Origin of the sequence: Paenibacillus sp. FSL L8-0158, from assembly GCF_038592965.1 — a bacterium.
In the GTDB taxonomy this organism is placed as follows: Bacteria; Bacillota; Bacilli; order Paenibacillales; family Paenibacillaceae; genus Paenibacillus; species Paenibacillus polymyxa_D.
Genome location: NZ_CP151949.1, coordinates 925924 through 951904, shown reverse-complemented (window position 1 = coordinate 951904; position 25981 = coordinate 925924). Strand labels below are relative to the sequence as shown.

26 protein-coding genes and 1 pseudogene are annotated in these 25981 nt (G+C 46.2%); 5 read left to right on the top strand and 22 right to left on the bottom strand.

Features of this window, described 5'->3' with window-relative positions:
- Positions 1-47: 47 nt before the first annotated feature.
- The 7 genes and pseudogenes from NSQ68_RS04290 to NSQ68_RS04260 form a co-directional block, all read right to left on the bottom strand.
- Positions 48-617, bottom strand: coding sequence for a hypothetical protein (locus NSQ68_RS04290; RefSeq protein ID WP_342428073.1), 570 nt, complete (start codon positions 615-617; stop codon positions 48-50).
- A gap of 53 nt (positions 618-670) precedes the next feature.
- Positions 671-1660, bottom strand: a complete 990-nt coding sequence (locus NSQ68_RS04285) for a tRNA-dihydrouridine synthase (protein WP_342428071.1) — start codon at positions 1658-1660, stop codon at positions 671-673.
- A gap of 357 nt (positions 1661-2017) precedes the next feature.
- Positions 2018-2229, bottom strand: a pseudogene (locus tag NSQ68_RS04280) (N-6 DNA methylase); the annotation flags it as partial.
- Between the two features lie 19 nt (positions 2230-2248).
- Positions 2249-4057, bottom strand: a complete 1809-nt coding sequence (gene rlmD / locus NSQ68_RS04275) for a 23S rRNA (uracil(1939)-C(5))-methyltransferase RlmD (RefSeq protein ID WP_342428069.1) — start codon at positions 4055-4057, stop codon at positions 2249-2251.
- A 221-nt stretch (positions 4058-4278) separates the two neighbouring features.
- Entirely contained in the window at positions 4279-5160 is an 882-nt protein-coding gene (locus NSQ68_RS04270) for a diacylglycerol kinase (RefSeq protein ID WP_013308843.1), read from the bottom strand.
- A 173-nt stretch (positions 5161-5333) separates the two neighbouring features.
- The gene (locus tag NSQ68_RS04265; protein WP_342428068.1) at positions 5334-6122 is read right to left on the bottom strand and encodes a CbiX/SirB N-terminal domain-containing protein; all 789 of its coding nucleotides are present in this window, start codon (positions 6120-6122) and stop codon (positions 5334-5336) included.
- Positions 6122-6412, bottom strand: coding sequence for a YerC/YecD family TrpR-related protein (locus tag NSQ68_RS04260; RefSeq protein WP_007428885.1), 291 nt, complete (start codon positions 6410-6412; stop codon positions 6122-6124). Before NSQ68_RS04260 ends, NSQ68_RS04265 begins: the two co-directional genes overlap by 1 nt.
- Before the next feature lie 226 nt (positions 6413-6638).
- On the opposite strand from NSQ68_RS04260, the gene NSQ68_RS04255 reads away from it, so the two are divergent.
- Positions 6639-7154, top strand: a complete 516-nt coding sequence (locus NSQ68_RS04255; RefSeq protein WP_342428067.1) for a tyrosine protein kinase — start codon at positions 6639-6641, stop codon at positions 7152-7154.
- Between the two features lie 6 nt (positions 7155-7160).
- On the opposite strand, the gene corA is transcribed toward NSQ68_RS04255, so the two are convergent.
- From corA to NSQ68_RS04240, 3 genes are all read right to left on the bottom strand, one after another.
- Positions 7161-8120: a magnesium/cobalt transporter CorA gene (corA, locus tag NSQ68_RS04250; RefSeq protein ID WP_342428066.1), complete on the bottom strand. Its 960-nt coding sequence runs from the start codon at positions 8118-8120 to the stop codon at positions 7161-7163.
- 583 nt (positions 8121-8703) lie between these two features.
- Entirely contained in the window at positions 8704-9432 is a 729-nt protein-coding gene (locus tag NSQ68_RS04245; protein ID WP_039272400.1) for an amino acid ABC transporter ATP-binding protein, read from the bottom strand.
- A complete protein-coding gene (locus NSQ68_RS04240) occupies positions 9425-10873 on the bottom strand; it encodes an amino acid ABC transporter substrate-binding protein/permease (RefSeq protein WP_341162232.1) in 1449 nt (482 codons plus the stop codon). Before NSQ68_RS04240 ends, NSQ68_RS04245 begins: the two co-directional genes overlap by 8 nt.
- Positions 10874-10936: 63 nt before the next feature.
- Here NSQ68_RS04240 and NSQ68_RS04235 point away from each other — a divergent pair, with 63 nt between their 5' ends.
- A complete protein-coding gene (locus NSQ68_RS04235) occupies positions 10937-11080 on the top strand; it encodes a hypothetical protein (RefSeq protein ID WP_341162233.1) in 144 nt (47 codons plus the stop codon).
- A gap of 32 nt (positions 11081-11112) precedes the next feature.
- On the opposite strand, the gene NSQ68_RS04230 is transcribed toward NSQ68_RS04235, so the two are convergent.
- The 3 genes from NSQ68_RS04230 to NSQ68_RS04220 form a co-directional block, all read right to left on the bottom strand.
- The gene (locus NSQ68_RS04230) at positions 11113-12102 is read right to left on the bottom strand and encodes an inorganic phosphate transporter (protein WP_342428065.1); all 990 of its coding nucleotides are present in this window, start codon (positions 12100-12102) and stop codon (positions 11113-11115) included.
- A 14-nt stretch (positions 12103-12116) separates the two neighbouring features.
- The gene (locus tag NSQ68_RS04225; protein ID WP_007428879.1) at positions 12117-12731 is read right to left on the bottom strand and encodes a DUF47 family protein; all 615 of its coding nucleotides are present in this window, start codon (positions 12729-12731) and stop codon (positions 12117-12119) included.
- Positions 12732-12919: 188 nt separating this feature from the next.
- Positions 12920-14014: a DUF3048 domain-containing protein gene (locus NSQ68_RS04220; protein ID WP_342428064.1), complete on the bottom strand. Its 1095-nt coding sequence runs from the start codon at positions 14012-14014 to the stop codon at positions 12920-12922.
- Positions 14015-14262: 248 nt separating this feature from the next.
- Between NSQ68_RS04220 and NSQ68_RS04215 the strand changes: the two genes are divergently transcribed.
- Positions 14263-14781: a DoxX family membrane protein gene (locus NSQ68_RS04215; protein ID WP_342428063.1), complete on the top strand. Its 519-nt coding sequence runs from the start codon at positions 14263-14265 to the stop codon at positions 14779-14781.
- Between the two features lie 215 nt (positions 14782-14996).
- Complete coding sequence (locus NSQ68_RS04210) at positions 14997-15920, top strand: hypothetical protein (RefSeq protein ID WP_342428062.1); 924 nt, start codon at positions 14997-14999, stop codon at positions 15918-15920.
- Positions 15921-15992: 72 nt separating this feature from the next.
- On the opposite strand, the gene NSQ68_RS04205 is transcribed toward NSQ68_RS04210, so the two are convergent.
- The 3 genes from NSQ68_RS04205 to NSQ68_RS04195 form a co-directional block, all read right to left on the bottom strand.
- Positions 15993-16784, bottom strand: a complete 792-nt coding sequence (locus NSQ68_RS04205; RefSeq protein ID WP_023987081.1) for a class III extradiol ring-cleavage dioxygenase — start codon at positions 16782-16784, stop codon at positions 15993-15995.
- A gap of 92 nt (positions 16785-16876) precedes the next feature.
- Positions 16877-17701: an alpha/beta fold hydrolase gene (locus tag NSQ68_RS04200; protein ID WP_023987080.1), complete on the bottom strand. Its 825-nt coding sequence runs from the start codon at positions 17699-17701 to the stop codon at positions 16877-16879.
- Between the two features lie 271 nt (positions 17702-17972).
- Entirely contained in the window at positions 17973-18272 is a 300-nt protein-coding gene (locus tag NSQ68_RS04195; protein ID WP_342428061.1) for a hypothetical protein, read from the bottom strand.
- A 197-nt stretch (positions 18273-18469) separates the two neighbouring features.
- On the opposite strand from NSQ68_RS04195, the gene NSQ68_RS04190 reads away from it, so the two are divergent.
- Positions 18470-18901, top strand: coding sequence for a hypothetical protein (locus NSQ68_RS04190; protein ID WP_342428060.1), 432 nt, complete (start codon positions 18470-18472; stop codon positions 18899-18901).
- Between the two features lie 161 nt (positions 18902-19062).
- Here the strand turns inward: NSQ68_RS04190 and NSQ68_RS04185 are convergent, their stop codons facing one another.
- The 6 genes from NSQ68_RS04185 to NSQ68_RS04160 form a co-directional block, all read right to left on the bottom strand.
- Positions 19063-20010 carry an ABC transporter substrate-binding protein gene (locus NSQ68_RS04185; RefSeq protein ID WP_342428059.1) on the bottom strand — a complete coding sequence of 316 codons (948 nt, stop codon included), beginning with the start codon at positions 20008-20010 and terminating at the stop codon, positions 19063-19065.
- Between the two features lie 65 nt (positions 20011-20075).
- Positions 20076-21101 (bottom strand): iron ABC transporter permease, encoded by a 1026-nt coding sequence (locus NSQ68_RS04180; protein ID WP_342428058.1) that lies wholly within the window; start codon positions 21099-21101, stop codon positions 20076-20078.
- The gene (locus NSQ68_RS04175) at positions 21101-22186 is read right to left on the bottom strand and encodes an iron ABC transporter permease (protein WP_342428057.1); all 1086 of its coding nucleotides are present in this window, start codon (positions 22184-22186) and stop codon (positions 21101-21103) included. The genes NSQ68_RS04180 and NSQ68_RS04175 overlap by 1 nt, the downstream gene beginning before the upstream one ends.
- A 193-nt stretch (positions 22187-22379) precedes the next feature.
- A complete protein-coding gene (locus NSQ68_RS04170) occupies positions 22380-23354 on the bottom strand; it encodes a glycoside hydrolase family 43 protein (RefSeq protein ID WP_342428056.1) in 975 nt (324 codons plus the stop codon).
- A gap of 221 nt (positions 23355-23575) precedes the next feature.
- Positions 23576-24862 carry a threonine ammonia-lyase IlvA gene (gene ilvA / locus NSQ68_RS04165; RefSeq protein ID WP_307354054.1) on the bottom strand — a complete coding sequence of 429 codons (1287 nt, stop codon included), beginning with the start codon at positions 24860-24862 and terminating at the stop codon, positions 23576-23578.
- A gap of 276 nt (positions 24863-25138) precedes the next feature.
- Positions 25139-25978, bottom strand: coding sequence for a carbohydrate ABC transporter permease (locus NSQ68_RS04160; RefSeq protein WP_029517136.1), 840 nt, complete (start codon positions 25976-25978; stop codon positions 25139-25141).
- Positions 25979-25981 lie beyond the last annotated feature (3 nt).

The window sequence follows — 25981 nt, the reverse complement described above, 5'->3', positions numbered from 1 at the left end:
ACTCAACCCTAAAACGACGTGCCCCCATCAATGAAAGTTATTTATTTTCATAACGTACTACGCCGTAGTTCATAAAAATACTGCACAATGGGATGCTTTAACTTCATCTTCTCGGTTATGTTTAATATTCGCTTTTTTCCTACTCGTCTGTCCACTAAAGCTAGAATATTCAATAAGATATCATTACTCTCTAAGCTGTCTTCTATAGAAGTAGTTAAAAACTTATTAGCTATAACGATAAAATTTGATTTACTTAATGAAGCCTGTGCTGACAAAATATCCTTTGCATATTCTGATATTTTTCTACTTCTTGCTATTACTTTTAGACGGTCCTCAGGAACGGTCCCTTTGGTATCTTTTCTGATCGCTTCAATGTCTTCATTGTTGATAGGAACTTGGATATTGGGATCATTCTTAATTTCCTGCTCCGACTGATACCACCTGATTGTGCTCGTTGTATCACTCATATTGAGTACGTTCTTTTTATCTACGGCAATATAACAAATTCCAGGTTTATCAATTAAATAACGGTAACTGGTTGCCCGGTATTCGACCCTTCCGTCTAACGCAGGACAGCGGAAGCTCTCCAGTTGTTGCTTCAATTTACTCCAGGACATATATCCTCCTATGTTTTCAATGCCTACTAACAGCCTGTCCCCAACTTGGCAATTTAATTTCCATATTCCTCTACCTCATCATGATCCTTGCTTCCAAACTCATCAAGCAATGTACGCACTTCACTGGTTGATTTGGCGTTCATTAAGCCGTTTCTGAGTTCACTTGCCCCTCGGAATCCACGGACATATATTTTGAAGAAGCGGGCGAGAGGGCTGAACGAACGTGGCTCCTGCGCTGAATAATGATCATGGAGATCTAGATGAAGCCGCAGCAGTTCAAGCAATTCCTCACTGCTGTGTTCCTTCGGCTCCTTCTCAAACGCAAATGGATTCTGGAAAATACCACGCCCAATCATAATGCCATCCACTCCATATTGCTCAGCGAGCTTCAAGCCGGTCTGACGGTCCGGAATATCTCCGTTAATGGTCAGCAGTGTATCTGGTGCCACCTCATCACGAAGTTTCTTAATCTCTGGAATCAGTTCCCAGTGGGCGTCTACTTTGCTCATTTCCTCTCTTGTCCGCAGATGAATGGACAAATTTACAATGTCTTGTCTCAAAATATGGGTCAACCAGTCGCGCCATTCGTCTACGGTAGTGAAACCGAGCCTTGTTTTCACACTGACGGGCAGTCCCCCGGCTTTGGCGGCCTGAATGATATCCGCTGCAATTTCGGGACGGCAGATCAGGCCGCTTCCCTTCCCATTCTCGGCTACATTCGCTACAGGACAACCCATATTAATATCGATGCCTTTGAAGCCTTCTTTCGCCATACCGATGCTCATTTCACGGAAATATTCCGGCTTATCTCCCCAGATATGGGCCACCATGGGCTGTTCATCCTCTGTAAAAGTCAAACGCCCGCGTACACTTTTGTTCCCCTCCGGGTGACAATAACTCTCTGTATTCGCAAACTCCGTAAAAAACACATCCGGTCTGGCTGCTTCACTTACGACATGGCGAAACACAACATCCGTCACATCTTCCATCGGTGCCAGTATAAAAAAAGGTCGTGGCAAATCACGCCAAAAATTATTCGTCATATCAAAAACTCCTCTATAAATACCAGGACAAATCTTTGGTCCCAAAATGGTAAAGCTAACCTGTTCATGTCCTTGCTTCTTCTTCACATATAACATGTTTAAGCAACGTAGTTCAAACGGCAGTATATGTTAAGCATAGACATCTAAATGAGTATATCATACCCAATAGAGGAGCATACTCCCCAAAAGACTCGCAAAAAAAGGAAGAGCGCCGCCCCTCCTTGCCATCTTCTATAACGTAGCGCCGCAGTTCATAGAAATACTGCACGGCATAACTTCCCCCAGCCTACGCCTTTCCCAAGCGAATGGCTTAAAAAAGAGCCGAGGAATAATATCCTTGACCCTTTTCGTCAATTTCTACACATGAATACCCAAATTTTTCAGCTGTTCATTGATTTTGGCTTCAAGTCCACGTAGCGAGGAATATTTAAGTTAAACTCGTTTTCTTTGATTTCTTCAAGTGATGCCACGTGAGCATATTTATCAACATCTACACGATTTCGGTACGTTTCGATAATCTTATTGATGTTTTTATCAGTAAGTTTGTTTTGATTTTTACCTTTTTCGAACGCCAATACACCTCAACTATTAGTCTTTTCTGACCAATAGTGAACAGCACTCCACATGCACCGTATGCGGAAACATATCTACGGGTTGCACTTCCACTGTACTATACCCGCCGTCCTCCAGTATCCTTAAATCCCGCGCCAGTGTGCTTGGATTACAGGATACATACACCACACGCTCTGGCTTCATCTCCAGAATGGTGTCGAGCAAGCGTGGATCGCAGCCCTTGCGAGGCGGATCGACGACGATAACGTCGGCGGTGATGCCTTGCTCTTTCCATGCAGGAATGACGTCCTCGGACGCGCCTACCTCAAACTTCACATTACGCATTTCGTTCAATAATGCATTGCTCCGTGCATCGTCGATAGCTTCTTTGACAATCTCCACACCATACACCTGGTCCGCATGCTGGGCGAGGAACAAAGAGATCGTGCCGATGCCGCAATACGCATCAATTACCGTTTCTTTGCCCGTGAGCCCGGCATATTCGACGGTTTTGCTATACAGCACTTCCGTTTGTACGGGATTCACCTGATAAAAGGATCGCGCGGAAATCGCAAACTGTACGTTTCCAATGTAGTCGTAGATCACGTCACGACCCCACAGTATACGAGTCTCGTCGCCAAAAATAACGTTCGTTCGCTTCGTGTTCACGTTCTGGCATATGCTTGCCACGTGTGGGATATGCTCACGGATACTGCCGATCCATGCATCAGCGTGCGGAATATCTCGTCCATTCGTGACGAGCACCAGCATCATTTCACCCGTGCGAAAAGCGGTCTTTACAACGACATGGCGCAGTAGCCCACGTCCGGTTTCTTCATTATATGCACTGATGCCCAGCATTCGGCCAATCTCTTTCACACGTGCGACAACTTCGTCATTACGCTCGTCCTGAATGAGACAGGTGTTCATATCCACAATCCGATGGCTGCCACGTGCGTAGAAGCCACCGACAAGCCCGCCCTCTGTGACACCAATCGGCACCTGGGCTTTGTTGCGATATCGCCAAGGCTCACTCATACCGAGTGTAGGATGCACGACTACGCCATGTACATGCGACATGCTGTCGGCATTTCCATCCGCATTCATGGCCGAATCAGCAGTCGTGACTGTATCGGCCTCACCATCTGTATCCGCAGAAGCAGCCAAAACCTGTGCAGTATGCTCACTGGGCTCTGTAGCCACACTCAGCTTCCCGATACGCTCCAGCACATCCACCACGTGCTGCCGCTTCCAGCCCAGCTGCGCTTCGTAGCTCATATGCTGGATCTGACAGCCACCGCATTGATCGTAGATGGCGCACGGAGCTGCAATCCGGTCAGGGCTAGCCTGCGCGATATCCAGCAGCTTGGCATAGCCATACTGCTTTTTCGTTTTTAACACCTTTACTCGAACCTTTTCACCCGGTAACGCACCTGGAACGAACAGCGTAAAACCCTCGACACGTCCTACACCCTCGCCATCGTGGTTCATGCCGATGATGTCTATCACGGCCTCATCGTTCTTTTGCACAGGCAGATCGCTACGCTCTACACTAGACCGGTTACGATTGGAAGCATCCTGACTTCGTCCACCGTTGGAAGAACGACGAGTATCTCGTCCGTTCTTTCTCTTCTTCCGATCCGAATCATTCATATTTTCATTCACATTTCCCTTTTTATGTTTAATTTCGGCTTGAAGTAGCCCATTTCCAGCTCTAACTTGAGACTGTTCCGGTTCGCTCTCTCTTGTCGCCTTCATAGTCTTTTTGTGCTGATTTCCTTGAACAGGAGTTGCTGTTGCTGCATTCCGGCGGCTTTTTCCACGTCCGCTACGGTTATTCGTCATGATTGTCACTTCTTTCTGTTCTTCTTTTCAAGCTTATCTTCATTCAGCCATATCATTCGAATCGTCATCTAGACGTTTAAACATCAACTCGAAAATGCCGTTACTCCCCACGGAGAACGGCAAGGACCGATATGTTCCCTACAAAAAACAACTATCTTCTCTGCGTTCTGTATATCGAACTGCTCAATCAGCCGGAAATAGAATATTTCCTTCTAATTTCCTTACCGGAAAACATTCAAATGATGCGGTAGATTCCGGAAAGTCGCTGGCAAGGTGCCCCCCAGTTCGCCATCCAGATTAAGCTGGACATAGCCGGGTGAGGTCACTTCCATGTAATCTGTTTTAAAATAAACGATCTTCTTATCCTGCAAATGCTCACCACGCAACGCAAGTGTTACCAATCGGATCATTTCTGCCAGATTGCATTTCCGCACAGCGATAACATCGAGCAGCCCATCATCTATTGTCGCCCCGGGAGCAAGCTTTTCAAACCCGCCCACCGAATTCGTATTCGCAATCAGGAAGAGCATAAACTCGTCGTGGATCACTTCCTGACCCGATGCCTTGATGATCAGCTCCTGTGGAGCAAGACTGACCATCTTCTCCATACCTTTAAAATAGTACGCCAATTGGCCAATCATCGTTTTGAGCTTGCTTGGAACTTCATATGTTAGCTCGGTTAAAGTCCCCCCGCCTGCAATGTTGATAAAGTAGCGGTCGTTCGCTTTTCCGATATCCAGTGGCTTCGGATTTTGACGAATAACGAGGTCGCAATAATCCTCCCAGTGCTTGGGGATGCCCAGTGCTCTGGCGAAATCATTCGTCGTCCCCAGAGGAAACACACCTAGGGGCGGGCGGTTTTCTCTTTCAGCCATCCCGTTAATGACCTCATACAATGTACCGTCGCCACCAGCGGCGATAATCATGTCATACCCACGCTCAATGGCCTCTATTGCGGCACGTGTTGCGTCCCCTTCACCCGTAGTTGCATGGCAAGAGGCTTCAATACCACCTTCATCCAGGCGCTGCAAAACATCTGCAAGACGACGCTTCATTTCCTCACGCCCAGAGGTCGGATTATAGATTAATCTAGCTCTTTTCATTCCGTTACGCCACCCGTATATTTAATGATATTTATATTCACATCGCAGTTCATCAAATTCAGTCTGTACAAAATATCATCATACTGGAAAAAGACCTCTTTTACAATAAAAGAAGCCAGACTTTGCCCAAATAAGGAAATTTAAGGCTGAAATGACGCTATAGCCGAACCAGACTATCTATTACTTGACCTCGCTTGCTTCTGCATGCTTTGCAATAATTCATGAATTTGCCTGTCTATCCAGCTTGTGAGCAAAGGATGCGGCAATAAAGGATCTCCCGAATAACGGTATTCGAGTCCCTGCAAGCGTTTAGGAATCATACGACTTGTAAAATATCCCGAACTCAAAAATAGCGGCGCCACAATAACATCATGACCCCGCTCCTGATTCCAGTACGCTGCCTTGTCGTACACACTCTCGGGATTTAGCAAAGCGTAGTCCGTGATGATACCACTCACGTTTTGCACCGTACGGGCCAACGAAGAAATCCCCTGCTCCCAGCGCTGAAAAAAGCCGTTGTGCACACTGCCGTGACCTACGAGTAAAATAACCTCTCCCGCAGGATCGGCCGACAGCGGGCGAACCTTGTCCCACACCATGTGAGCAACATCTTCTCCGTCATCCAGCGGGCTACCAAAATGCACTCGGGCTTTCAATCGAAACGGCTCCAAATCTGTTTCTTTGTCCGGCGCATCTTTGACACCAAGCGCATAGCTAATCTCATCTACATGCGTACTACCTGATGACACAAACAAAGGTATAACCAATATATCTGTTACACCCAAGGCTTCCAGACGATCAATACCATTTTGAATCAATCTTTCTTTAACCGTTTCCAAAAATGAAACCTCTACCGGTATTTCTTCCGGCAAATGAAGCTTTGCAACTGCCTGATCCACCTGTTCTACCCAATATGGCTCCCTAGAGCCATGGCTGATGACCAGTATCCCAGGGCTCCGCATTAGCGTCCCAGACGTTCCAGAGTCATTTTGTACCCGTCATTACCGTAGTTCAGGCAACGTTTAACACGTGAAATGGTGGCTGTACTGGCTCCTGTCTCTGCTTCAATCTGATTATATGTGCTGCCTTTGCCTAGCATACGGGCAACCTCCAGACGTTGGGAGAGGGATTGAATTTCGTTAATCGTGCACAGATCATCAAAAAATACATAGCATTCTTCTAAATTTTTAAGAGTTAAAATAGCTTCGAACAATTGATCAATACTTTTATCATTAAGCTTTTTAAGCTGCATGGATTATCATCTCCCAAGGTTACGATCTCTCCTCATTGTACCTGAGGAATAGTCGGTTTTTCAAGCATTAACGGTTTCACGCATTACAGAACAACATTATGATCATAGAAACATACCGTACGAATGCCCAAATCCGCTTTTATACCTGATTTCGGGACACGCGCCTAAACCCACTGTGCGTTTGTAACATACAGTAGAGTATCAACCTGCAAAGGAATGTGATCTCATGCCTGGACATTACTATCATCGGAGGGCGCATACGCGTGCCATTTCCGATCCGTATAGTTCAACTCCTTATCCTGGACTCGATCCATACAGCGAGGTTCCGCAAGTCGATTCCTCCGCACTGGTGCCTTACGAGGCGCCAGCGAGTATAACAGACTCTGCCGTGGTTACACCAGACCCCGCCCCTGCCAAAGGAGGACTGCTTGGCGGCCTTGGCAATCTTGGTAATCTCAACGATATTAAAGGTATTATTGACCGTATGGGCGGTATTGACGGGATTGTTGCTACGGTCGGCAAGGTACAAAAGATCATGTCTAGCGTGCAGCAATTTGCTCCGATGGCAAAACTGATTATGGGCTCGCTCCCAGCATTCAACAAAAACGCAAGCAAAAAATCTACAACACAAATTACTGAGGAACTGGATGAATATACACCACCACGCCGACGCCGGAAAAAGACACAGCGCAAAAGTAGCACTACCCCGCGCAGACGTCCGCGCAAACGCACAAGAAAGTAGACTATACTATTTGAACCAGCCTCGGCGCATAAACCAGACCACCATTGCAACACTCAACAAAAACATGAAGAACAGTACGCCAAAATATCCATATTTCCAGCCCAACTCGGGCATATTCGAAAAATTCATACCATAGATTCCTGCAATCAGCGTCAAGGGCATAAAAACGGTCGTAATTACGGTTAGCGTCTTCATAATTGAATTCATGCGATTGGAATTGAGCGATATATAACTGTCTCTCAGGTCGGCTGTCATCTCGCGGTCGGCCTCCAGCATGTCTGTCAGCTTCAATAAATGATCATATATATCGGTAAAATAAGCCATATGATCTCCTTGGCCCTGCACATGCTGCGAATTCAAAACTCGGTACATCAGATCACGCATGGGTACGATGGTACGGCGCAGCTTGAGCAGCCTGCCACGCAGGTCAAACACCTGCTTCATTAATTCCTCTACGGATTCTCGACCGCCCAAGCCCTCCAGCTCGGCCAATTCATCCTCAATCATAAAAAGGCTCGGAAAATAGTTATCTACCAGCTTGTCCATCACCGTATAGGCTGCAGCCAGCGGTCCTCGAGACCATATTTTGCGTTCATTCGCATGCTGGACAATCCGCTCCCAGGCTTGATCCAGCTCCTCCAACTCACGATGGTGATATGTAACCAAAAAACGACTGCTAATAAACATATCCACTTCTTCCGCAGCTAACGTATCTACATCAAGCGCATGCACAACCAGAAACTGCACATCCTCGTAATAATCCAATTTGGGACGTTGCAGAACATGCATACAATCCTCCACAGCCAACGGGTGAAAATGAAAATAACTCGTCAGCAGCTCCGTCTCGCGATCTGTAGGCTCGCTAAAATCTACCCACATCCATATGTAATCCTCCATGACGATCTGATCCAATGGTTTTCCCACTGTTACCTGATGATCATGACCTATAGTCAATGTACGTATCACCGTACGCCCCCCTCGCTTACACTTCGCGTCTGTTATGTTATTTATATTTTATATAAGCCAATTAACATTATACAAATCTCACGCTCTACATTCCCATACACTAAATAAGAAAAGGATATCTCAGGGTCAACAAGCCGTCCCAAGATATCCTTTATCCTCGTGCAGAGCAGTTCTTATCTTCAAAGCAAGCCTTCCACTTCAGGATTTTGCAAAATTCGATTTCAGTCGCTCCGAAGTGCAAGATATAGACGAACTAAACCATTTCGATCTATATCTTGTTCATTGGAAGTCGCTCGCTATATCTCCCTTGGCGCAGCAAGCAAAGCGCTGCGCCAATTCCCTCTGCCTATACCCACTCATTAAAAAGTGGGGCAGGCTTTTGCGAAGAAAGGAGGGATCAGCGAGTCGTAGCGTAGCGGTCCATTTGAATCTGTAGAAGCGGCAGCGTTCGCCTTTGCCCCTGAATTTTCACCTTATAAGGTCTTATACAATCCAAAAATTCAGGGGCAACAGCGATCGAAAGATCAAATGGAACGCGGAGCGGTCTCACACTACGTCCTCACCTGCAGCAAACCTTGCCCACTTACAATACCTTTTCCAAGAAACTAATGGTCCGCTCGTTTTTCGGATTACCAAATACCTCTTGTGGCGTTCCTTCTTCTACGATGTAACCACCGTCCATAAACACAACACGATCGCTTACTTCGCGTGCAAACCCCATCTCATGCGTTACGATCATCATCGTCATGCCTTCACGCGCCAGATCATTCATTACGCCAAGCACTTCGCCCACCATTTCAGGATCGAGCGCCGAGGTCGGCTCGTCGAACAGCATAATGTCTGGGTTCATGGCTAGCGCACGTGCAATCGCCACACGCTGCTTCTGACCGCCGGAAAGCTGTCCTGGCAGTGCATCTGCCTTATCGGCCAACCCCACACGATCCAGCAGCTTCATGGCCGTTTCCCGGGCCTCTGCCTTGGACTGTTTCCCCAGTTCAGTCGGCGCGAACATAATGTTCTTAAGCACGGTCATATGCGGAAACAGATTGAAGTGCTGAAATACCATACCTATATTTTCACGAACTTTGTTAATGTCCACGTTTTTGTCACTCAAGTTGTAGTCATCGACAATTACCTCACCTGCGGTAATTTCTTCAAGCATGTTCATACAACGCAAAAACGTACTTTTCCCCGAACCAGAGGGGCCAATGACACACACAACTTCGCCTTCACGTACTTGCATGTCGATGCCCTTTAGCACTTGATTACTACCATAGCTTTTTTTAAGATCTTTAACGATAATTTTACCCACGGCGAACTCTCCCTTCAAGACGGTTGGAAATTTTGGTCAGGACTGTAATGACGATAAGATACATCACCGCAACTACCAGCCAAATATCAAAGGATTGGAATGTCCGCGCAATAATGATCTTACCCGATTGGGTCAATTCGACCAGACCGATAACAGACAAAATGGACGTATCCTTCAACGTAATAACCAACTGATTGATAAACGACGGGATCATGATTTTCACAGCTTGTGGCAAAATGATTTTAAGCATAGCCGTCCGATAGGGTAGACCAAGCGAACGAGCTGCTTCCATTTGTCCCGGATCAATGGACTGAATACCGCCACGGATAATCTCAGTTACATACGCACCCGCATTCAGGGATAGCGTCAATACAGCTGCAACAAAAAGCGGCATTTTGAAATCCAGTGCCTGTGGAATACCAAAGTAAATAAAGAAAGCAAGCACGATCAGCGGAATACCGCGGAATATATCGACGAAAACAGTTGCAATACCACGGAACACCTTGTTATGGCTTACTTTCATAAAGCCAAACACCAACCCTAGAATAAAGGCTACGAGTAAAGATACAAGTGTGTACAGCAACGTATTTCCCATGCCTTTAATCAGCGAAGGCAGCGAAGCGGAAATCAGTCCCCAGCGGCTGGTCTCAACAGGCGCCACACCTTTGCCCGATTCGCCAAGGTATTTAGCCAAAATCTTATCGTATTCCCCGCTATTACGCAGATTAACAAGCCCTGCATTAAATTTCTCCAGCAACTCCTGGTTCTTGCCTTGGTTAACAGCAAACCCGTAAGAAGCACCTTTTTCCTTATCTGTTACCAGCTTAAGGCCGTTATTTTGGTTTACACCGTATGCCAGTACCGGATAGTCATCAAAGCAGGCAACCGAATTACCTGTTTTGACTTCATCATACATTTGAGAAGAATCATCGAACGGTACTGTAGTAAAGCCGTATTTGGCCTTAATCGATTCTGCGAATGTGTAACCTTCCGTTCCTGTTTTGACAGCGACACGCTGTCCTTTCAAGTCCTCATAGCGTTTAACCGTATCATTATCCTTGCGGACCGCCATGACGACGCCTGAATCAAAATAAGGCTCGGAAAAATCAAATTTCCGCTTACGTTCATCGGTAATACTCATCCCGGCAATGACACCATCCACTTGATTCGTTTCAAGGGCCTGCACTGCCGCGTTAAAGCCAAGAGGCTTAATGGTATATTCAAAATTCTGATCCTTGGCAATAGCTGCCAGCAAATCCATGTCGATTCCGACGAATTTACCATTGACATCTTCAAACTCAAAAGGCGCGAACGTTGTATCCGTGCCGATATCATACTTTGTTTTATTTTCTGCATGTGCCACTACACCGAAATTACCGGACAGGGCAACCACAAAAAACAAACAAATCATGAGTGCTATTAGTTTTCTAGATTTTTGCATAATTTCCTCCAGTCAGTTGAACGGTTCAAAGTTTTCTGTTTATTTTACAGGAGTTATTAAAAATTGACTACTTTGATGTCAGCTATTTTTGAAAAATGTTTCATGGAACTATCTGGAGGTGTGAACTTTGAAGAAGCCGTTTTGCCCCAGAATGCCAATAAGCCCCTGCCGCAAAAAGCGGACGGAAGCTTATTGTGTATTCTATAGTGTGTACCTATTTTTCAAGAAATAATAATGAACTAGAAAAGAATTTTGAAAATCAATCCAGATAACAATGCAGAAATAGGTATCGTTATCACCCAAGTAATAATAATGCGACCGGCCAGCGACCAACGCACAGCGGAAAAACGCTTCGCAGAACCCACACCCAAAATAGCCGAAGTAATGGCATGAGTGGTACTTACGGGCAAATGAAGCAATGTAGCTGTGAAAATAACAGAGGCTCCCGAAATGTCGGCTGCGAATCCGTTAATTGGCTCGATTTTAAAAATCTTGGTTCCCATCGTCTTGATGATTTTCCAGCCCCCGATAGACGTACCCAGCGCCATGGCTGTTGCGGCTGAAATTTTTACCCACATGGGTACTTCCAAATGGTCCTGATACCCGGCCGAAACGAGTGCGAATGTAATAATCCCCATCGCCTTTTGAGCATCATTCGTACCATGCGTGAACGACTGAAGCGCTGCTGTAATGACCTGCATTGTGCGGAATCCTTTGTTCACCGTATGCGGACTACGATGAGCGAAGATGTATTTTAAAATCATCATCACGATGTAACCGGCAACAAAAGCAATCAACGGGGAGAAAATAAGTCCTTCGACAATCCCGATGAAGCCGCTCCAGTTTAATTTATCCGATCCCGCACCTACATACACCGCTCCAGCCAATGCACCAATCAATGCATGAGAAGAGGATGAAGGAATACCGAACCACCAGGTTAAGAGGTTCCAGATAATCGCAGCGATCAGCGTCGCAATGACGATATCAATTCCATTCGTAAGCTTGGTTGGATCAGCAACACTTCCACCAATGGTCTTCGCAACCCCTGTAAACAATATTGCCCCGAGAAAGTTCATGACCGCAGCCATAATAATCGCACGTCGCGGGGTCAATGCACGGGTCGATACCGAAGTTGCAATCGCGTTCGCCGTATCATGAAAACCATTAATAAAATCAAATGCCAGAGCAAGAAAAATAACAATACCCAATACCAGTAAACTTGTATCCATGTAAAAGGACTCCCTTACGAGTTACGCATAATGATGGATTCCAGCATATTTGCAACATCCTCGCATGAATCCGTTGTCGTTTCAAGGCGTTCGTACAATTCTTTGCGTTTAATCAGTTCAATAGGGTCAGTTACAGTTGCAAACAGGTTTTTGATGCAAATACGCAATAATTCATCCCCCTGATTTTCCAAATCATTCAGGCGAATAGTATATTCACGAATGGCCAGCAATTTTTTCTGTGAAAGCAAATGTACAGCTTTCTGAATTTCATAAGCTGATTGACGCAAAATATCAGCGAACTGCACAATATACTCGTCCGGCTCCGTAATGTTGTACATATAAAAACGGGAAGCCGTCGCTTCAAGACCGTCCAACACATCATCCATGGTTGTTGTCAGTTCCATGATGTCGTCGCGTTCCAACGGCGTAATGAAGGTCTTGTTCAGCTCAGTAATAATCGTGTGTGTGTAATCATCACACTTATTTTCATACTTCTTCATTTCATTTGTAAACAAAGTCACATCTTGAAGATTTGAAGTATGTTGGGCAAAATAATCGGCTGCTTGCACGATCGTATCTGCCATATTTTCCAACGTCTCGAAGAATATATCCTTTTTCTTCAATCTCATAACGATTACCCCTTTACGAAAATATCCGCAACCTGTTTCGACTGCAATAGACAACCTTTGCTATCTTATCACACTCATCAATGTTTTTGTAATGTTTGTAAAAGCAAATTTCATGATATACGTATACAGTGCCCGACATATAAGGTCATTATCCGACAATTTTTTCCTAAAAAGGTGTAATTCGTTTTCTAATTCGCTTCTATGGTTACATGCTCCTTTAGTGGTGTATCTGCAGGCACCACATGTATATAGGATGTACCTGGCGTTAACGGAATTTCAACCCCATTCTTCATAAAACGAATCGCATCACCCGGCGTATGTTGCCACTCAGCCTGTATTAACTGTCCTTGTTGAAACACCAGAGCCTCTCCGCTACCGTCCAGTTCAACACTTAATCTGCCTACATCATCCAACGTTCGATGCCTGGTGCTCATCACAATGACATTGGCTGCTGAGAGCTGTTGGTTATTATTTTGATCCACATGTGACTTTTCGTTCACAAAACGCTTATATTGTTGATCCGCTGGATCATAGGTGTAAGATACCCGGTAGCTTTTAAGCAAAAACCGGATTTGTAAAGATGTTGCAGTCTCGTCAACCATAACTGGAATTTCACCGGATTTAAGGTAAGAATATACTGGAACGTCCGTATGCATAGCATACCCTTTACTATCGCTTCCTTTGCGCAGTCTGTTCACGTCTGTGTATAGATTATGCGGAGGACGACGATCTTTACTTCGCCAGAAGTATGCCCCTCCATTTGAAATTTCATCTAAATGTTCCTTCCGCTGCTGCTGTAAAATCTCATAGGCATCTGTGCTTCCCCCTGCGTGTATCGGCAACGCACCATAGGTTTCGCCCAGCTCAATCAAATACGGACGAATGCTACGAACCGGACCAATCTTTACATCTCCACCATGACTTTGGAAAAAAGCGACCAGACGGGTAATTCCGCCTTCTGCAAGAATTTCATATACCATGTCTGCCTGACTAAGTCCTGCCTGCGGACGTGCTGCTGGAGCATTGTTAATCATGACAGCGAGCGGTCGCTCCAAAACTGGCTGCTCCACCGGAAGACCGGTAAGCGGAGCTGTAAATGCCGAAGTAGACTGCTCCTTCGGCGGTTCAAGCGCCTCCTTCTCTGTTTCTTGCTTGGTCGGCTGGGGAACGGGTTCAGTATCTCCCGTATTGGACATAGCAGAACAAGACATCAGCGTCATGCATAACAGAGCTGAGGCCATCACACGCAACCAATGATTTCGTTGGGAAATGGGCCCGGACAAGTTCATCCCTCCACTTAGTTATTTTTCTCATTATAAGCTTTATTTCCTGTTTTTGTCTTGATTGAAGCGTGACCTCTCTATAGAATACTTATCTGAAGACATTAAAATTTTAAAAATATTCAGACTTTGTGATTTTTATCACAAATAACTGTAACTGAACCTACTACAATAAAGGTGTAGCAAAGATGATCATCCCAACAAAATGAAATACAACCAACATTATAGATTAAGAAAGAGGAGTGGTTTGAATGTTTAACAGCTGGTTACGTGAAAACAAAGTCGCAATGTGGTTGCTGACTGTAGTACGGGTTTATCTAGGGTATGAATGGATGACCCACGGACTCGAAAAGCTGACAGGTGGATTTGATGCAGGTGGATTTATCTCGGGGGCTATTGCTAAAACAGGTGGAGACCATCCCGCTGTACAAGGCTGGTGGGGATCGTTCCTCGAAGCCTTTGCCCTGCCGAATGTAGGTTTGTTCAACGTCCTGATCCCATTGGGTGAGTTCTTGGTCGGGGTTGGCCTACTTCTCGGTACATTGACTACACTGGCTGCTTTGATGGCCATGGTTATGAATTTCTCGTTCTTGTTCTCGGGTACAGTAAGCACCAATGCAATCTACCTGCTGTTTGAAATCTTCCTCGTAGTTGCTGGCGCAAATGCCGGAAGAATTGGCTTTGACCGTTGGGTACTGCCCTTCCTGCGTGGACTGTTTGGTAAAAATAAAGATACCTTTCAATCGGACCCTAGTCGAAAAATAGCTTAAACATCCCCCAAATAACCGTTATCCTCCGGGATAATGGTTATTTTTTTGCGCTGTTATGCTCACAAGGAGGATTTTGCCTCCTCCTAACTCGAACTCTTTTATCGGATTCATTATCCTCCCCAAACGTTTACAAGTTGGATACAACATGGAATGCTCACGATACATTTACCCTATACACTACAGTTACATCAAAGAACGTAATGGAGGGTTATATCATGAAAAAAATCACCAAAGCCTATCTCATGCTCGCAGCAGTAACTTTCACAGTACAGACTATGGGATTGGGATATACGGCATCAGCCAAAGCGGCGACGTCTACTACGACATCTCAGGCAGAAAGTGTACAACATATCTCCCAGACCTTCGAGCAGCTACTACGTCAACCCGGCAAGCTACCACAGGCATTCACTTATTTGCAAAAGCATATTCAATCCATTCCAGCTTCTCAAGCTACCCTCATGGTGCTTCATCTGGAAAATGCGCAGAACCAGCAATTGGATTCCTATGCGCAGACCCTATACCCGACCTCTGTTCAAACCAAAATAAATCAAATCTATAAACCCGGTGATTCGTTCACAAATGTAATCAGCCGTGTAAGCGATGCGAACCTGAAAAAGCTGCTAACTCAAACAAGAGATGCCGGCTACAAACTTGAAACCGCAGAAGGCATGTATTACCCAATCATCAACTATGAAAAATATAAAGTATTCGGGAAGCACACCACGGCAGATATCCGCAGCTATATTGACATCATGGCGATGGAGTCCGGACAGGCGGCTACCAAGGATGCCGCACTCCGTATCGGCTATCAACAGTTAGCCGGACGAGTGCTGGCACAGGAATTGTTTTTACACCAATATCCACATTCCAATCGTACACAAGCTATAAAAAAATTGCACGATCTGTACTTCTTCTATACTTTCTATGGCACGAACAATACGCCATTATTCGATTATGATACCGAGAAGATTCACCCGAATGCCAAAAAAGGGTATCAATGGGTCGTTCAACGTAATATGGATTTGAAGAGTACCTACATTCAAAAGCTGAAAGCATTTATGACACTGTTGGATCAAAATGGAGATCAGCGTACTACGCAGGTATCCACCTGGCTAAAAAAGAACGTGCCTTCTAATTAATCGAAGACGAAAATACACAAAAGAACTTCCATTCCCACACAGCATGTGGATTCGGAAGTTCTTTTTTTACATTTACGTATCACTTTCTTGACCAAATGCCCAACAATTGAGACTCAGCGAGCCAAGGACATACGACTGAAAAAGCTTATGCGCGGAGCGCTCATGATCCGCAGCCCCCATCGCATAAAACAAAGGTGAAAAATGCTCTATTCCATAAGAAGGTACCGCCTGTTTGGCATATGGAGCCTTCTTGTCATATTGGAATAAGTGACGTAAATTCCAGTCTTGAAGCTGCTGTGCAATCCAGTCATCATATTGAACGGCCCAATCGGCTGGCTCACTCGTCTGCTTGAGTGTCCGCAAGTTGTGGACCAATCCGCCGCTACCGATAATCAAAATCCCTTGTTCTCGCAGCGGCGCCAGCATCCGTCCAATCTCGTATTGCTCCTGGGGAGCGCGCCGAGAATCAATAGATAACGGTACGACCGGTATGTCCGCATCAGGATATATATGCCGCAAAACCACCCATGCTCCATGATCCAGTCCCCGGTTCCGAACCGGCTGGTGGAACAAGTTATGCTGACTGAACAGATGCTCTATCTCCTCATACAGCTTTGGATCGCCTGGTGCAGGGTAATCGATTGAGTACATTTCTTCAGGAAAGCCATAGAAATCGTGCAACGCTGCATGCTGATCATCCGCGCCAATACATTGATCGGGGCTATCCCAATGCGCGGAAAAAATGACAATTCCTTTGGGTCGGGGCAGGCTCGCGCCCAGCTTTGCAAGAAAGCTGGTATATGCGTTATTTTCTACAGCCAGTGTCGGTGAACCATGCGCAACAAAAATTGAGGGTAATGTCATCGCTGCCAACCTCCACACGCCAGTATAGTGTTACTCTTCCATTTTACTCCGGCGGAGGCTCAATTTCCAATACAATCCGTTACACACTGAAATCAGATCATCCAGTGCTGCCAATCACGTTGAATATTTTCCTGTTCATCCAGCCATTCAAGCGTCCGATCAATGAGCCGTTGCCGCTCTTTCCCTGAAGAGAAAGTGTGATCTCCCTGGAAAATAATCTCTTTATCACAGCGTCCCTCTGGACGCATCCAGAATATCTTTTGAAACAGAAATGCATAATCCACAGGAATAATATCATCCGAGGTGCCATGCACAACGAGCACATCCCCGTTAAATTTAACGGCCTCCTGGAACGGCTGAAATTGAGCTAACGACTCAAAATAAGCAGGCGTAAACTTATAGCCCAAATAATCGGCATGACCGGTTTTAACAGACTCATCATACACGCTTCGCTCCGTAATTTTAACGATGTCGTTGAACGGATAGCCCACTGCTGACCAAAGAACGAGATTTTGTACTCTCTTGTCCCGTACGGCTGTGAGAAGGGCAACCGCGCCCCCCAGACTGTGACCGATCAGCGTCACCTTGGTCGGGTCAATGTCCGCACAATTGACGGCGTAATCCAATACGGTACGTGTTTGATTAATCATTGACTCTAGCCCCTGCTTGCCGTATTCACCTGTGCTTTCCCCACAACCGGCAAAATCAAAGCGCAGGACAAAATATCCCCCTTCGGCCAGTTCACGCGCAGTCTTGACGAATAATCGATCTACGCCGATACGATTGCCTACAAAACCGTGACATATAACAACGAGGGGAACTCGTCTCTGACGCTCTCCCTCATTTGTACGGTTTGGATAATGAATTGTTGCGGCCAGCTCTTCATGTTCAAAACGAATTCCAATTTGCCGTTCCATCCTGATTCCCCCTGTTTCAAGCTACACTACACATTTATGAATTCGAACTCATATAGTAACGTGGAATATCCATCCAGGATATTCATTCACTTTAATTCCGATAAGTTTAATAAGCTTTATAGTAAAATCAGTCTATCATCGCCCTGCTTCCTTGTCAACCTGTCAGTTCACATCGTTAAAAAAGTAAACAAATAGCGCTCCCCGATGCGATTCCGGAGAACGCTATACTACACTTATTAGAGTGAATCCACTACATTCAAAGTGACATTCGTTATTCGTAGCTGTTCCTGAACATTTGGTGGGTTTCCGTTCGTCCTTCCCACTGCAGTTTACAAGAGTCGCCGTTATGTTCATCCTCATGCCACAGGCTGCGGTAGTTCTGTGCACCTAGCTCACCTGCAAATTCTGTATCCTCAGCCACTTCGATATCGTCCAGTATACGGTACGTTGGAGATGTTCCTTGAACGCTCCGGTGACTCACATTTGTAGATGAGGCCGCCCTGCTATTCCCATTCGAAGCGTTTCCCAGTCGTTTTTGGACTAAATAATCTGCCTGGTTCTCCAGTTTCATGATGCCACATCCTCTCAACGTTTATATTCAGGTTGCTCCATGTGCTCACCCTTTATCCAGTTTGAGGAGAATGCAGCGGTAATATACATGCTATAGATAAAGTCTTTTGCCATCCGACGCTTCCTCACGTATACTGTCTTTGTTACGAAATGGCGGTTCCATCAGCCCGGGATACGCTCATAAAGCAGGAGGAAGAAATGAATAAAGCAAAAAATTATGCGCTTATTACATGGATTGCCTTGTCTATGTTTTTTTTGACACAAGCAATTATCGGATGGTTTGTCACCTTTACAGGTGGAAATCTCAAACCCTTTGAAGAAATCAGCCTATCCACTCTTATCATCATTGCCGCAGGAGCCATTCTACTCGTTGAAGCCCTGATGAATTTTATGGATCGTCCCGAAGAAGGCGAGGAGACACAACATCCAGACCACGCCCCTGTAAAGCCCCAGATGAATCTTAAATCCATCTTGATGTATGTTGTGTTAGTTGTCGTGATTCTTGTCGCCGGACTAGCGCTGCGCAGTGTACTGCCAGTATTCAGGATCTCACCTTGGGTATATTTAATTCTCGCCGCCATCGGCTTTATTGGACTCAAACCGATTTTTCTGCGTAAAAAACGTTCATAGCCCGCAATTTTCATTATATGGAGCTGCCTCATTTTGGATCATAGCAGCTCCTTTTCATTTCGATCAGGCAACCGACTTACAGCTGGGGTGTGCGTCAAAAAACCGTATTCCTGGCCTGCAAGAAGCTGCATGGAGGAATACGGCTTGATATATTTTAGAATTTATTTGGAAAATAGTTGTTCTGCATTATCCAGAGCCATTTTGTGTCCCATCGCGGAATAGTCCAGCCAAGGCTGTCCGTCCAACATGTAGACATGCCCTTGCTTCACCGCTTTGAGACCTTGCCATACTGTATTTCCTTCCAGCTGCTTGTATACCTTTTGAGCATCCGCGCCTTTACTGATGATAACAAGAATCGCATCGGCATCATAATCCGGTAAAACCTCTTGGGAAACCACCTGATAAGCCTTGTTGATCTTTTCTACACCTTTGGCTGGCTTCAAGCCCAAGTCCTGATACAACAGCGGTCCTACCGGACGCTTCATCCCCATAACACGAACCTCTTTCGCCGTCACACGTACAGCCATAACCGTCCCGTCCCCAATTTTTGAATGAATCAGCTTTTTGACTCGTTCCCTCTGTGTATCATAATCTTTTAGAAATGCTTCTGCCTGTGCTTCATGTTTGACCATAACGGCTATTTTTTTCAATTGATCCTTCCATGTGCCTTCATCCAGATCAAAAACTTCGGTCGGCGCAATTTTTTCAAACTTGGCGACATCGGTTCCCGAATATTTTTTGTCGAGAAAAATATGATCAGGTTGAAGCTCCAGTACCGCTTCCATATCCGGGTCAGTGACAACACCTAGCTTACGGGTATTTTGAAGACGATCTTTCACATGCGGCAGAAAATCCTTCACATCTCCGCCAATGACCGAACCAGCCGGAGTTATGCCCAATGCCAGCAGGTTGTTCGTTAAATGAATAGACATCGAAGCAATACGCGAATCCGTACTAATGGTTGTCTGCGCACTGCCAGCCGCTTTCGTATTGGCAGTCTGTTTGTCGGCTGCTTGTCCGCAAGCGGACAGCATGATCATGCATACAACAAGAGCCGTGACTACCCATGAACGTTTAAAACCTGAACCCTCAAATTTGTGTTTTCTCATGTTTATTCTCTCCTATGCTATAGAAACTCTACATTATAATTGATCAATATAGAAGGCTTCTTCTGTCATTTTGTTCGGGACAACAGGAATAAAAAATACGGAGCTCCTACCACAGCAACCACCACACCTGCGGGAATCGCATTCGGCTGAAACACTGAACGCCCAATCGTGTCTGCGGTGACCAGAATGACGACCCCGACCAAACAGGCTACTGGCAGCAAATGCTGGTACATCGGCCCAACCAGACGGCGAGCCAGATGAGGCGCAATGAGCCCGATAAAGCCGATGCCTCCGGCCATGGATACGCTGGCACTGGATAGAGCCACGGCTGCGCCCAGTAGTAATAGGCGTTGGTGCTTCACACTTGTACCGATTCCAGCCGCGGTCTCGTCGCCCAACGACAGGTTGTTCAGACTGCGCGTTTGCGACAGAACGTAGGGTAATACAATAACTATCCAAGGCAGCAAAGCTGCTGCATGTATCCAGTCCCGGCCCCAAACGCTGCCAGCCAACCAACGTGCGGTAAATGCGTATGTATCCTCATCCAGCCGCAACGACCAATACAGCGTTATGGCGCTAAGACCCGAGGCTACACCGATACCGGACAAAATCAGACGCACCGGCACGATTCCTCTGTTACGGCTATAGGACAACAAAACAATCAGCACCGCCGCAATGACACCTCCTGCAAAGGTAAACAAGGGGATGAGGACGGCGGCCGATCCGTCCAAGTCGCGAAAAAAGCTAACGAACATCACCAGCCCCAACGCAGCTCCTGCATGAAGACCGAGCACTCCCGGATCAGCAAGTGCGTTCCGTGACAAGCCTTGCATGACCGCCCCGGCTGCGCCTAGTCCCGCTCCAGCCAGCACCGTTACAGCAATACGAGGCAGACGATACTCGAACAGAACGATATGATCACGTCCGCTGCCACCGCCAAACAACGTATCCAGCACGCGTAGCGGTGGAATACGAATCGTTCCGGTATTCAAACCCAAAACAAGGACGGCAAAGCTGATTCCCGCCAATACCAAACAAACGAGCCAAGCCTTTTTCCTTCTTGTGTCCCCAATCCCTAAAGAGCGACTCACTATAAATCCCTCCTTTCCTTACGGGCGAGAAAGAGGAAAAAGGGTACTCCGATAAAAGACACCATAATTCCAATAGCTAGCTCCTCTGGCGGATTTGCCATTCTCGCTCCCAAATCTGCCAGCACCAGTAACACGGCTCCCAATAACGCAGACAGCGGCACGATCTGGCGATAATCCACACCGATTAGCTTGCGAGTGATATGTGGGATAACCAAACCTACAAAGCCGATGGCTCCAGCAGCCGAGACAGAGAGTCCGGCCAGTACCACTACGGTCAGCAGACCCAAAAGCCGGATGCGCCTGAGATTCAACCCAAGGTTTAACGCCACTTCATCGCCCATTGAAATCAGCGAAATAGAACGTGCCAGCCCCATAGACCAGGCGATCACAATAAGCAAAATCGGTGCAAGAATCTCAAGCTGCGACCATTTAATCCCGGCTACACCACCCGCATACCAGAAGGCTAAATCCTGACTTAGATCAAAATAAATCGCAATCCCCGAAGTCATGGAACCTAACAGGGCAGCCGTCACAGCTCCAGACACCGTCAGTCTCATAGGTGTCAATCCTCCCGGTGCAGAGGCTCCCAGACCAAATACCAGTAAGGTACTCATCAGCGCCCCCAGGAACGACAATACCATTAACGTCCCATAAGGGAGGTCAGGAAAAAAGGCAAAACTCACAGCAACTACAAACATCGCTCCTGCGTTAATGCCCAGCACACCTGTATCTCCCAGCGGGTTGCGTGTAATACCCTGAATCAGAGAGCCGGCCACCGACAGCGCAGCTCCAATGACAGCTGCACCGAGTACACGCGGCAATCTCAGCTCGTGAATGATCTGATGTGTCATTAGCGAACGATCATAGTGGAATACTGCTGACCACACGGTGCTTACGGTCAAGTCCTTGGCTCCGAGAGAAATGGCGGCGAATATGGCCAAAGCCAACAATACAGCCGAAGCTGTGAACAACAACGCCTGCCGAATCCTACCCGCTCGAAGCACTGGACGTGCTGTTATGACTACTTCAGGAACTGCCCTCTCTGTCCGAGCTGTATGTTTGTCCATGCTGTCTTTAGACTGCATTTGGTGAGGTCACTCCCTCCGTACCTGAAAATCATCACGTCTCTCATAACGATAATGATAATTATTATCAACTTGATACATAATAGCATGTTTCTATGACATTGCAAGCCAAAAACTGTTCCCCATAAGAGGAACAGTTTTTGAATATATCTATATGATTTTACTACACAGGTGACTCCAAACGATCCTCTCTTTAGTACGTAGGCCAGCCTGCCGAATCCCATTTCAAATCACTAATCAGAAGCTTTGGATTTCCATCATCAGTGGCATCATAGGCATGACGCGCAATCACACTGTTGTTATAGACAGATTGGCCGCCCGGTCCTCTCCAACGGTCATTCCCCGCATCCAGTATCGTTCCGCCGCCGTCCATCAGATTTTTGCCACTCTTGTCCACATATGGCCCGGTGATACTAGTGGAGCGACCGTAAATGATTTTGTAATTACTGTCTACGCCTTTGCAGCAGTTATCAATGGAAGCAAACAGATAATAATACCCGTCGCGGTATGTAACATGTGGCGCTTCCAAACCACCAGCCGTACGCTTGGCGATAGAATAGATCTGGCCCGTAGGCTTCATCGTATTCTTGTCCAGTCGAGTCACTTTCAAGCCTGAATTCCATGAACCAAAGGAAAGCCACGGGTTACCGGAAGCGTCAATGACGAGATTCGGGTCAATCGCATTATAATCGTTGGCATCCGTCGTACGCAGCACGAGTCCATCATCTCTCCAGCTCCCCGCGCCAATGCTCGTTGCGGAAGCCAATCCGATGGCCGAGGTCCGGGCACCAAAAGTAGAAATGGAATAGTACAGCCACACCCGTCCATTATACTTTTGAGCATCCGGTGCCCATACATCGTTAGGCTTTTGCTTAGGTACATACGATTTCCACCATGATGGCGGCGACAGGAATATTTGCGGCAATCTGTAAAAATTGCGTCCGTCGTCCGATCTTTGAACCTGTATCCCCTGCCCTGTGGAGAAAATATACCAAGCGTTGCCTTCCTTCGTAATGGACGGATCATGTACTGCCACATCACCAGTTAACGCCCAGTGCTCTGCGGATGCAGATGGCATCACTGAAAGTAACAAAGCAGCCGAGGTTACGGCAGCAAACGCCGTTCGGGTCCATTTACTCCGTACTGATTTTTTCCATGCTTTCAACATTTCTTTCGCACCTCCGAATGAGTATCTTATAATGGAATTCAGGTGACACACCTATTACATTAGTGTTTATACTTATGAAGTTACCCATATATTAACCTATCATATTCAGTTTTGTAAACGCTTTATTTCAAATAAAAAGAAATTTATAAACTACGCATAACGCTATACATACGAAGATTTCGCAAAATCCTGATACCAAAAAGGAGCCCGTAGGCTCCTTCTCAAATTAGCATATTAAATAGATTTTCGTTTTTATTCAGTTCCGTATATTTAAGCCCCTTGCGGTTCATTCGTTCAATTAAAGGAAGATAGTCTTCCTTGTGGAACAGCTCAATGCCGACCAGAGCTGGTCCATTTTCCTTATCATTCTTTTTCGTATATTCAAACCTAGTAATATCGTCGTCCGGTCCAAGCACATCCTGTAGAAACTCACGCAGTGCCCCAGCTCTTTGCGGGAAATTCACCATAAAATAATGCTTCAGTCCTTCGTAAATTAGGGACCGTTCCTTAATCTCCTGCATTCGATCTATATCGTTGTTACCACCGCTGACGATACAGACAACCGTTTTGCCTTGAATCTGCTCGCGATATAGATCAAGTGCTGCAACAGGCAGTGAACCCGCAGGCTCCACTACAATCGCATTTTCATTATACAGCTCCAGAATCGCGGTACATGCTTTACCTTCCGGTACCTTCACAATATCGTCCAAGGTATGTTTACAAATATCGTATGTCAGCTGACCCACACGCTTCACCGCAGCTCCGTCAACAAACTTATCTATTTGATCCAGTGTAACCACCTTGTGCAAACGCATCGCTTCCGTCATCGACGCCGCGCCAAGGGGTTCCACACCAATTACCTTGGTGGATGGACTCACGGTTTTAACATACGTACCTACGCCTGCCGCCAAACCGCCGCCGCCAATCGTTACGAACACATAATCCATAGGTGTATCTAGACTCTCCATCACTTCCATCGCAATCGTACCATTGCCCGCAATAATTTTAGGCTGATCAAATGGATGGATGAAGGTCATTGCCTGCTCGCTACACACCTTCATGGCCTCATCATAAGCATCGTCAAACGTATCTCCGGTCAAAATGACCTCTACACTGTTTCCCCCAAAGCGACGAACCTGCTTCACTTTCTGATTAGGCGTTGTACTCGGCATAAATATTTTACCGTGGATACCAAGTGCATTACATGAAAAAGCCACACCTTGCGCATGATTCCCCGCACTCGCACACACGATGCCTTTTTCCATTTGCTCGGGAGTCAAGCTACGGATCATGTTGTAAGCTCCACGGATTTTAAAGGACCGCACGACTTGGAGATCCTCTCTTTTCAGATACACATTACAGTTATATTTGGCCGATAGGACGGCATCCCTCTGTAAAGGTGTACGTACAATCACCTCACGCAGCATATGATGCGCCCGTACAATATCCTCCATGCCAACGGTTGACGCCGTGGCCGGGTCAGTTTTCTGGGTTTCTGTTGGTTCCATAGGTTCTCCACGCTCCGCCTGAATATTTCTGTATTGAGCATTTTGCATAAATCCCAAGAGCAATTTCAAATCAGGAATCGAATTATGCAAAGTGCTGTATTTGAAATCTTTCAAATATCATACCACGTTTACCTATAGCTTGTGCAGATGATAGCATGAAAATGAGAATGAAAATCAATCAAATCTAAAAAAAGGCAGACCGGGACAATACCCGATCAACCTTTTCTGACGTTGCACATTTCTTGTATTCAATCGCTCCATTTAATACCTCTCCGATTACCCTTTTACTCCACCTGCCGTCATTCCTTCAATAAAGTAACGCTGGAAGAACAGAAACACGACCAAAATCGGTAAAATAGCCAAAACGGAGCCCGCGATCAGCACATCATAATTGTTGCCATATGGCGTCAGCAGACTGGACAGTCCAATTGGCAGTGTCAGCATGTCGTTAGTCCGCAATACAATCATCGGCCACAGGAAGTTATTCCAACTGTTCATCGCCTGCAAAATAGCCATTGCCGCAAATGCAGGCGCCATTAGAGGCATCATAATGCGTACGAAAATGCCATATTCTGAACAGCCGTCAACCCGCGCAGCATCCATAAAATCCTTGGGTACTCCACTCAAATATTGACGGAAGAAAAAGATCGGGATCGGTGCGACGACGAATGGTAGAATTACACCCCATACTGTATTAATCAGCTTCATGCCGATCATTAGCTTGTAGAGCGGCAGCATGATAATTTCTACCGGGATCATCATCACGACCAGCACTAGTGTGAAAATCACATTTTTCAATCTAAAACGGTACATCTCCAGACCATACCCCACCATCGCCGACAATATCAGACATAACACCGTAAACAAGACGGTAATAACAATACTGTTCCAGTACCATTGAAAATAATCCGTCGTCCCCTGAAAGATGAACGCATAGTTTTTCAAGGACATGATGTCCCACTCCAGCTTAAGATTCAAGCCGTAGCGCAACAGCTCCGTCGATGGCTTGAACGAGGCAAGCGTCACGGCAAATAGCGGAAACAGGGCAAACCCGGCAAACAGAATGAACAGGACAACGAGCAATGCGGATAACGAGCCTTTTTGTTTCTGAGCCATCGC

What these genes read in the sequence shown, in the direction of transcription:
- NSQ68_RS04170 (WP_342428056.1), bottom strand. Translation starts at nt 23,354, where the DNA reads ATGTTGAAAGCATGGAAAAAATCAGTACGGAGTAAATGGACCCGAACG.
- NSQ68_RS04230 (WP_342428065.1), bottom strand. Translation starts at nt 12,102, where the DNA reads ATGGATACAAGTTTACTGGTATTGGGTATTGTTATTTTTCTTGCTCTG.
- NSQ68_RS04205 (WP_023987081.1), bottom strand. Translation starts at nt 16,784, where the DNA reads ATGACATTACCCTCAATTTTTGTTGCGCATGGTTCACCGACACTGGCT.
- NSQ68_RS04290 (WP_342428073.1), bottom strand. Translation starts at nt 617, where the DNA reads ATGTCCTGGAGTAAATTGAAGCAACAACTGGAGAGCTTCCGCTGTCCT.
- NSQ68_RS04255 (WP_342428067.1), top strand. Translation starts at nt 6,639, where the DNA reads ATGCCTGGACATTACTATCATCGGAGGGCGCATACGCGTGCCATTTCC.
- NSQ68_RS04215 (WP_342428063.1), top strand. Translation starts at nt 14,263, where the DNA reads ATGTTTAACAGCTGGTTACGTGAAAACAAAGTCGCAATGTGGTTGCTG.
- NSQ68_RS04175 (WP_342428057.1), bottom strand. Translation starts at nt 22,186, where the DNA reads ATGCAGTCTAAAGACAGCATGGACAAACATACAGCTCGGACAGAGAGG.
- rlmD (WP_342428069.1), bottom strand. Translation starts at nt 4,057, where the DNA reads ATGACGAATAACCGTAGCGGACGTGGAAAAAGCCGCCGGAATGCAGCA.
- NSQ68_RS04185 (WP_342428059.1), bottom strand. Translation starts at nt 20,010, where the DNA reads ATGAGAAAACACAAATTTGAGGGTTCAGGTTTTAAACGTTCATGGGTA.
- NSQ68_RS04195 (WP_342428061.1), bottom strand. Translation starts at nt 18,272, where the DNA reads ATGAAACTGGAGAACCAGGCAGATTATTTAGTCCAAAAACGACTGGGA.
- NSQ68_RS04225 (WP_007428879.1), bottom strand. Translation starts at nt 12,731, where the DNA reads ATGAGATTGAAGAAAAAGGATATATTCTTCGAGACGTTGGAAAATATG.
- ilvA (WP_307354054.1), bottom strand. Translation starts at nt 24,862, where the DNA reads ATGGAACCAACAGAAACCCAGAAAACTGACCCGGCCACGGCGTCAACC.
- NSQ68_RS04260 (WP_007428885.1), bottom strand. Translation starts at nt 6,412, where the DNA reads ATGCAGCTTAAAAAGCTTAATGATAAAAGTATTGATCAATTGTTCGAA.
- NSQ68_RS04265 (WP_342428068.1), bottom strand. Translation starts at nt 6,122, where the DNA reads ATGCGGAGCCCTGGGATACTGGTCATCAGCCATGGCTCTAGGGAGCCA.
- NSQ68_RS04190 (WP_342428060.1), top strand. Translation starts at nt 18,470, where the DNA reads ATGAATAAAGCAAAAAATTATGCGCTTATTACATGGATTGCCTTGTCT.
- NSQ68_RS04270 (WP_013308843.1), bottom strand. Translation starts at nt 5,160, where the DNA reads ATGAAAAGAGCTAGATTAATCTATAATCCGACCTCTGGGCGTGAGGAA.
- NSQ68_RS04160 (WP_029517136.1), bottom strand. Translation starts at nt 25,978, where the DNA reads ATGGCTCAGAAACAAAAAGGCTCGTTATCCGCATTGCTCGTTGTCCTG.
- NSQ68_RS04210 (WP_342428062.1), top strand. Translation starts at nt 14,997, where the DNA reads ATGAAAAAAATCACCAAAGCCTATCTCATGCTCGCAGCAGTAACTTTC.
- NSQ68_RS04200 (WP_023987080.1), bottom strand. Translation starts at nt 17,701, where the DNA reads ATGGAACGGCAAATTGGAATTCGTTTTGAACATGAAGAGCTGGCCGCA.
- NSQ68_RS04285 (WP_342428071.1), bottom strand. Translation starts at nt 1,660, where the DNA reads ATGACGAATAATTTTTGGCGTGATTTGCCACGACCTTTTTTTATACTG.
- NSQ68_RS04240 (WP_341162232.1), bottom strand. Translation starts at nt 10,873, where the DNA reads ATGCAAAAATCTAGAAAACTAATAGCACTCATGATTTGTTTGTTTTTT.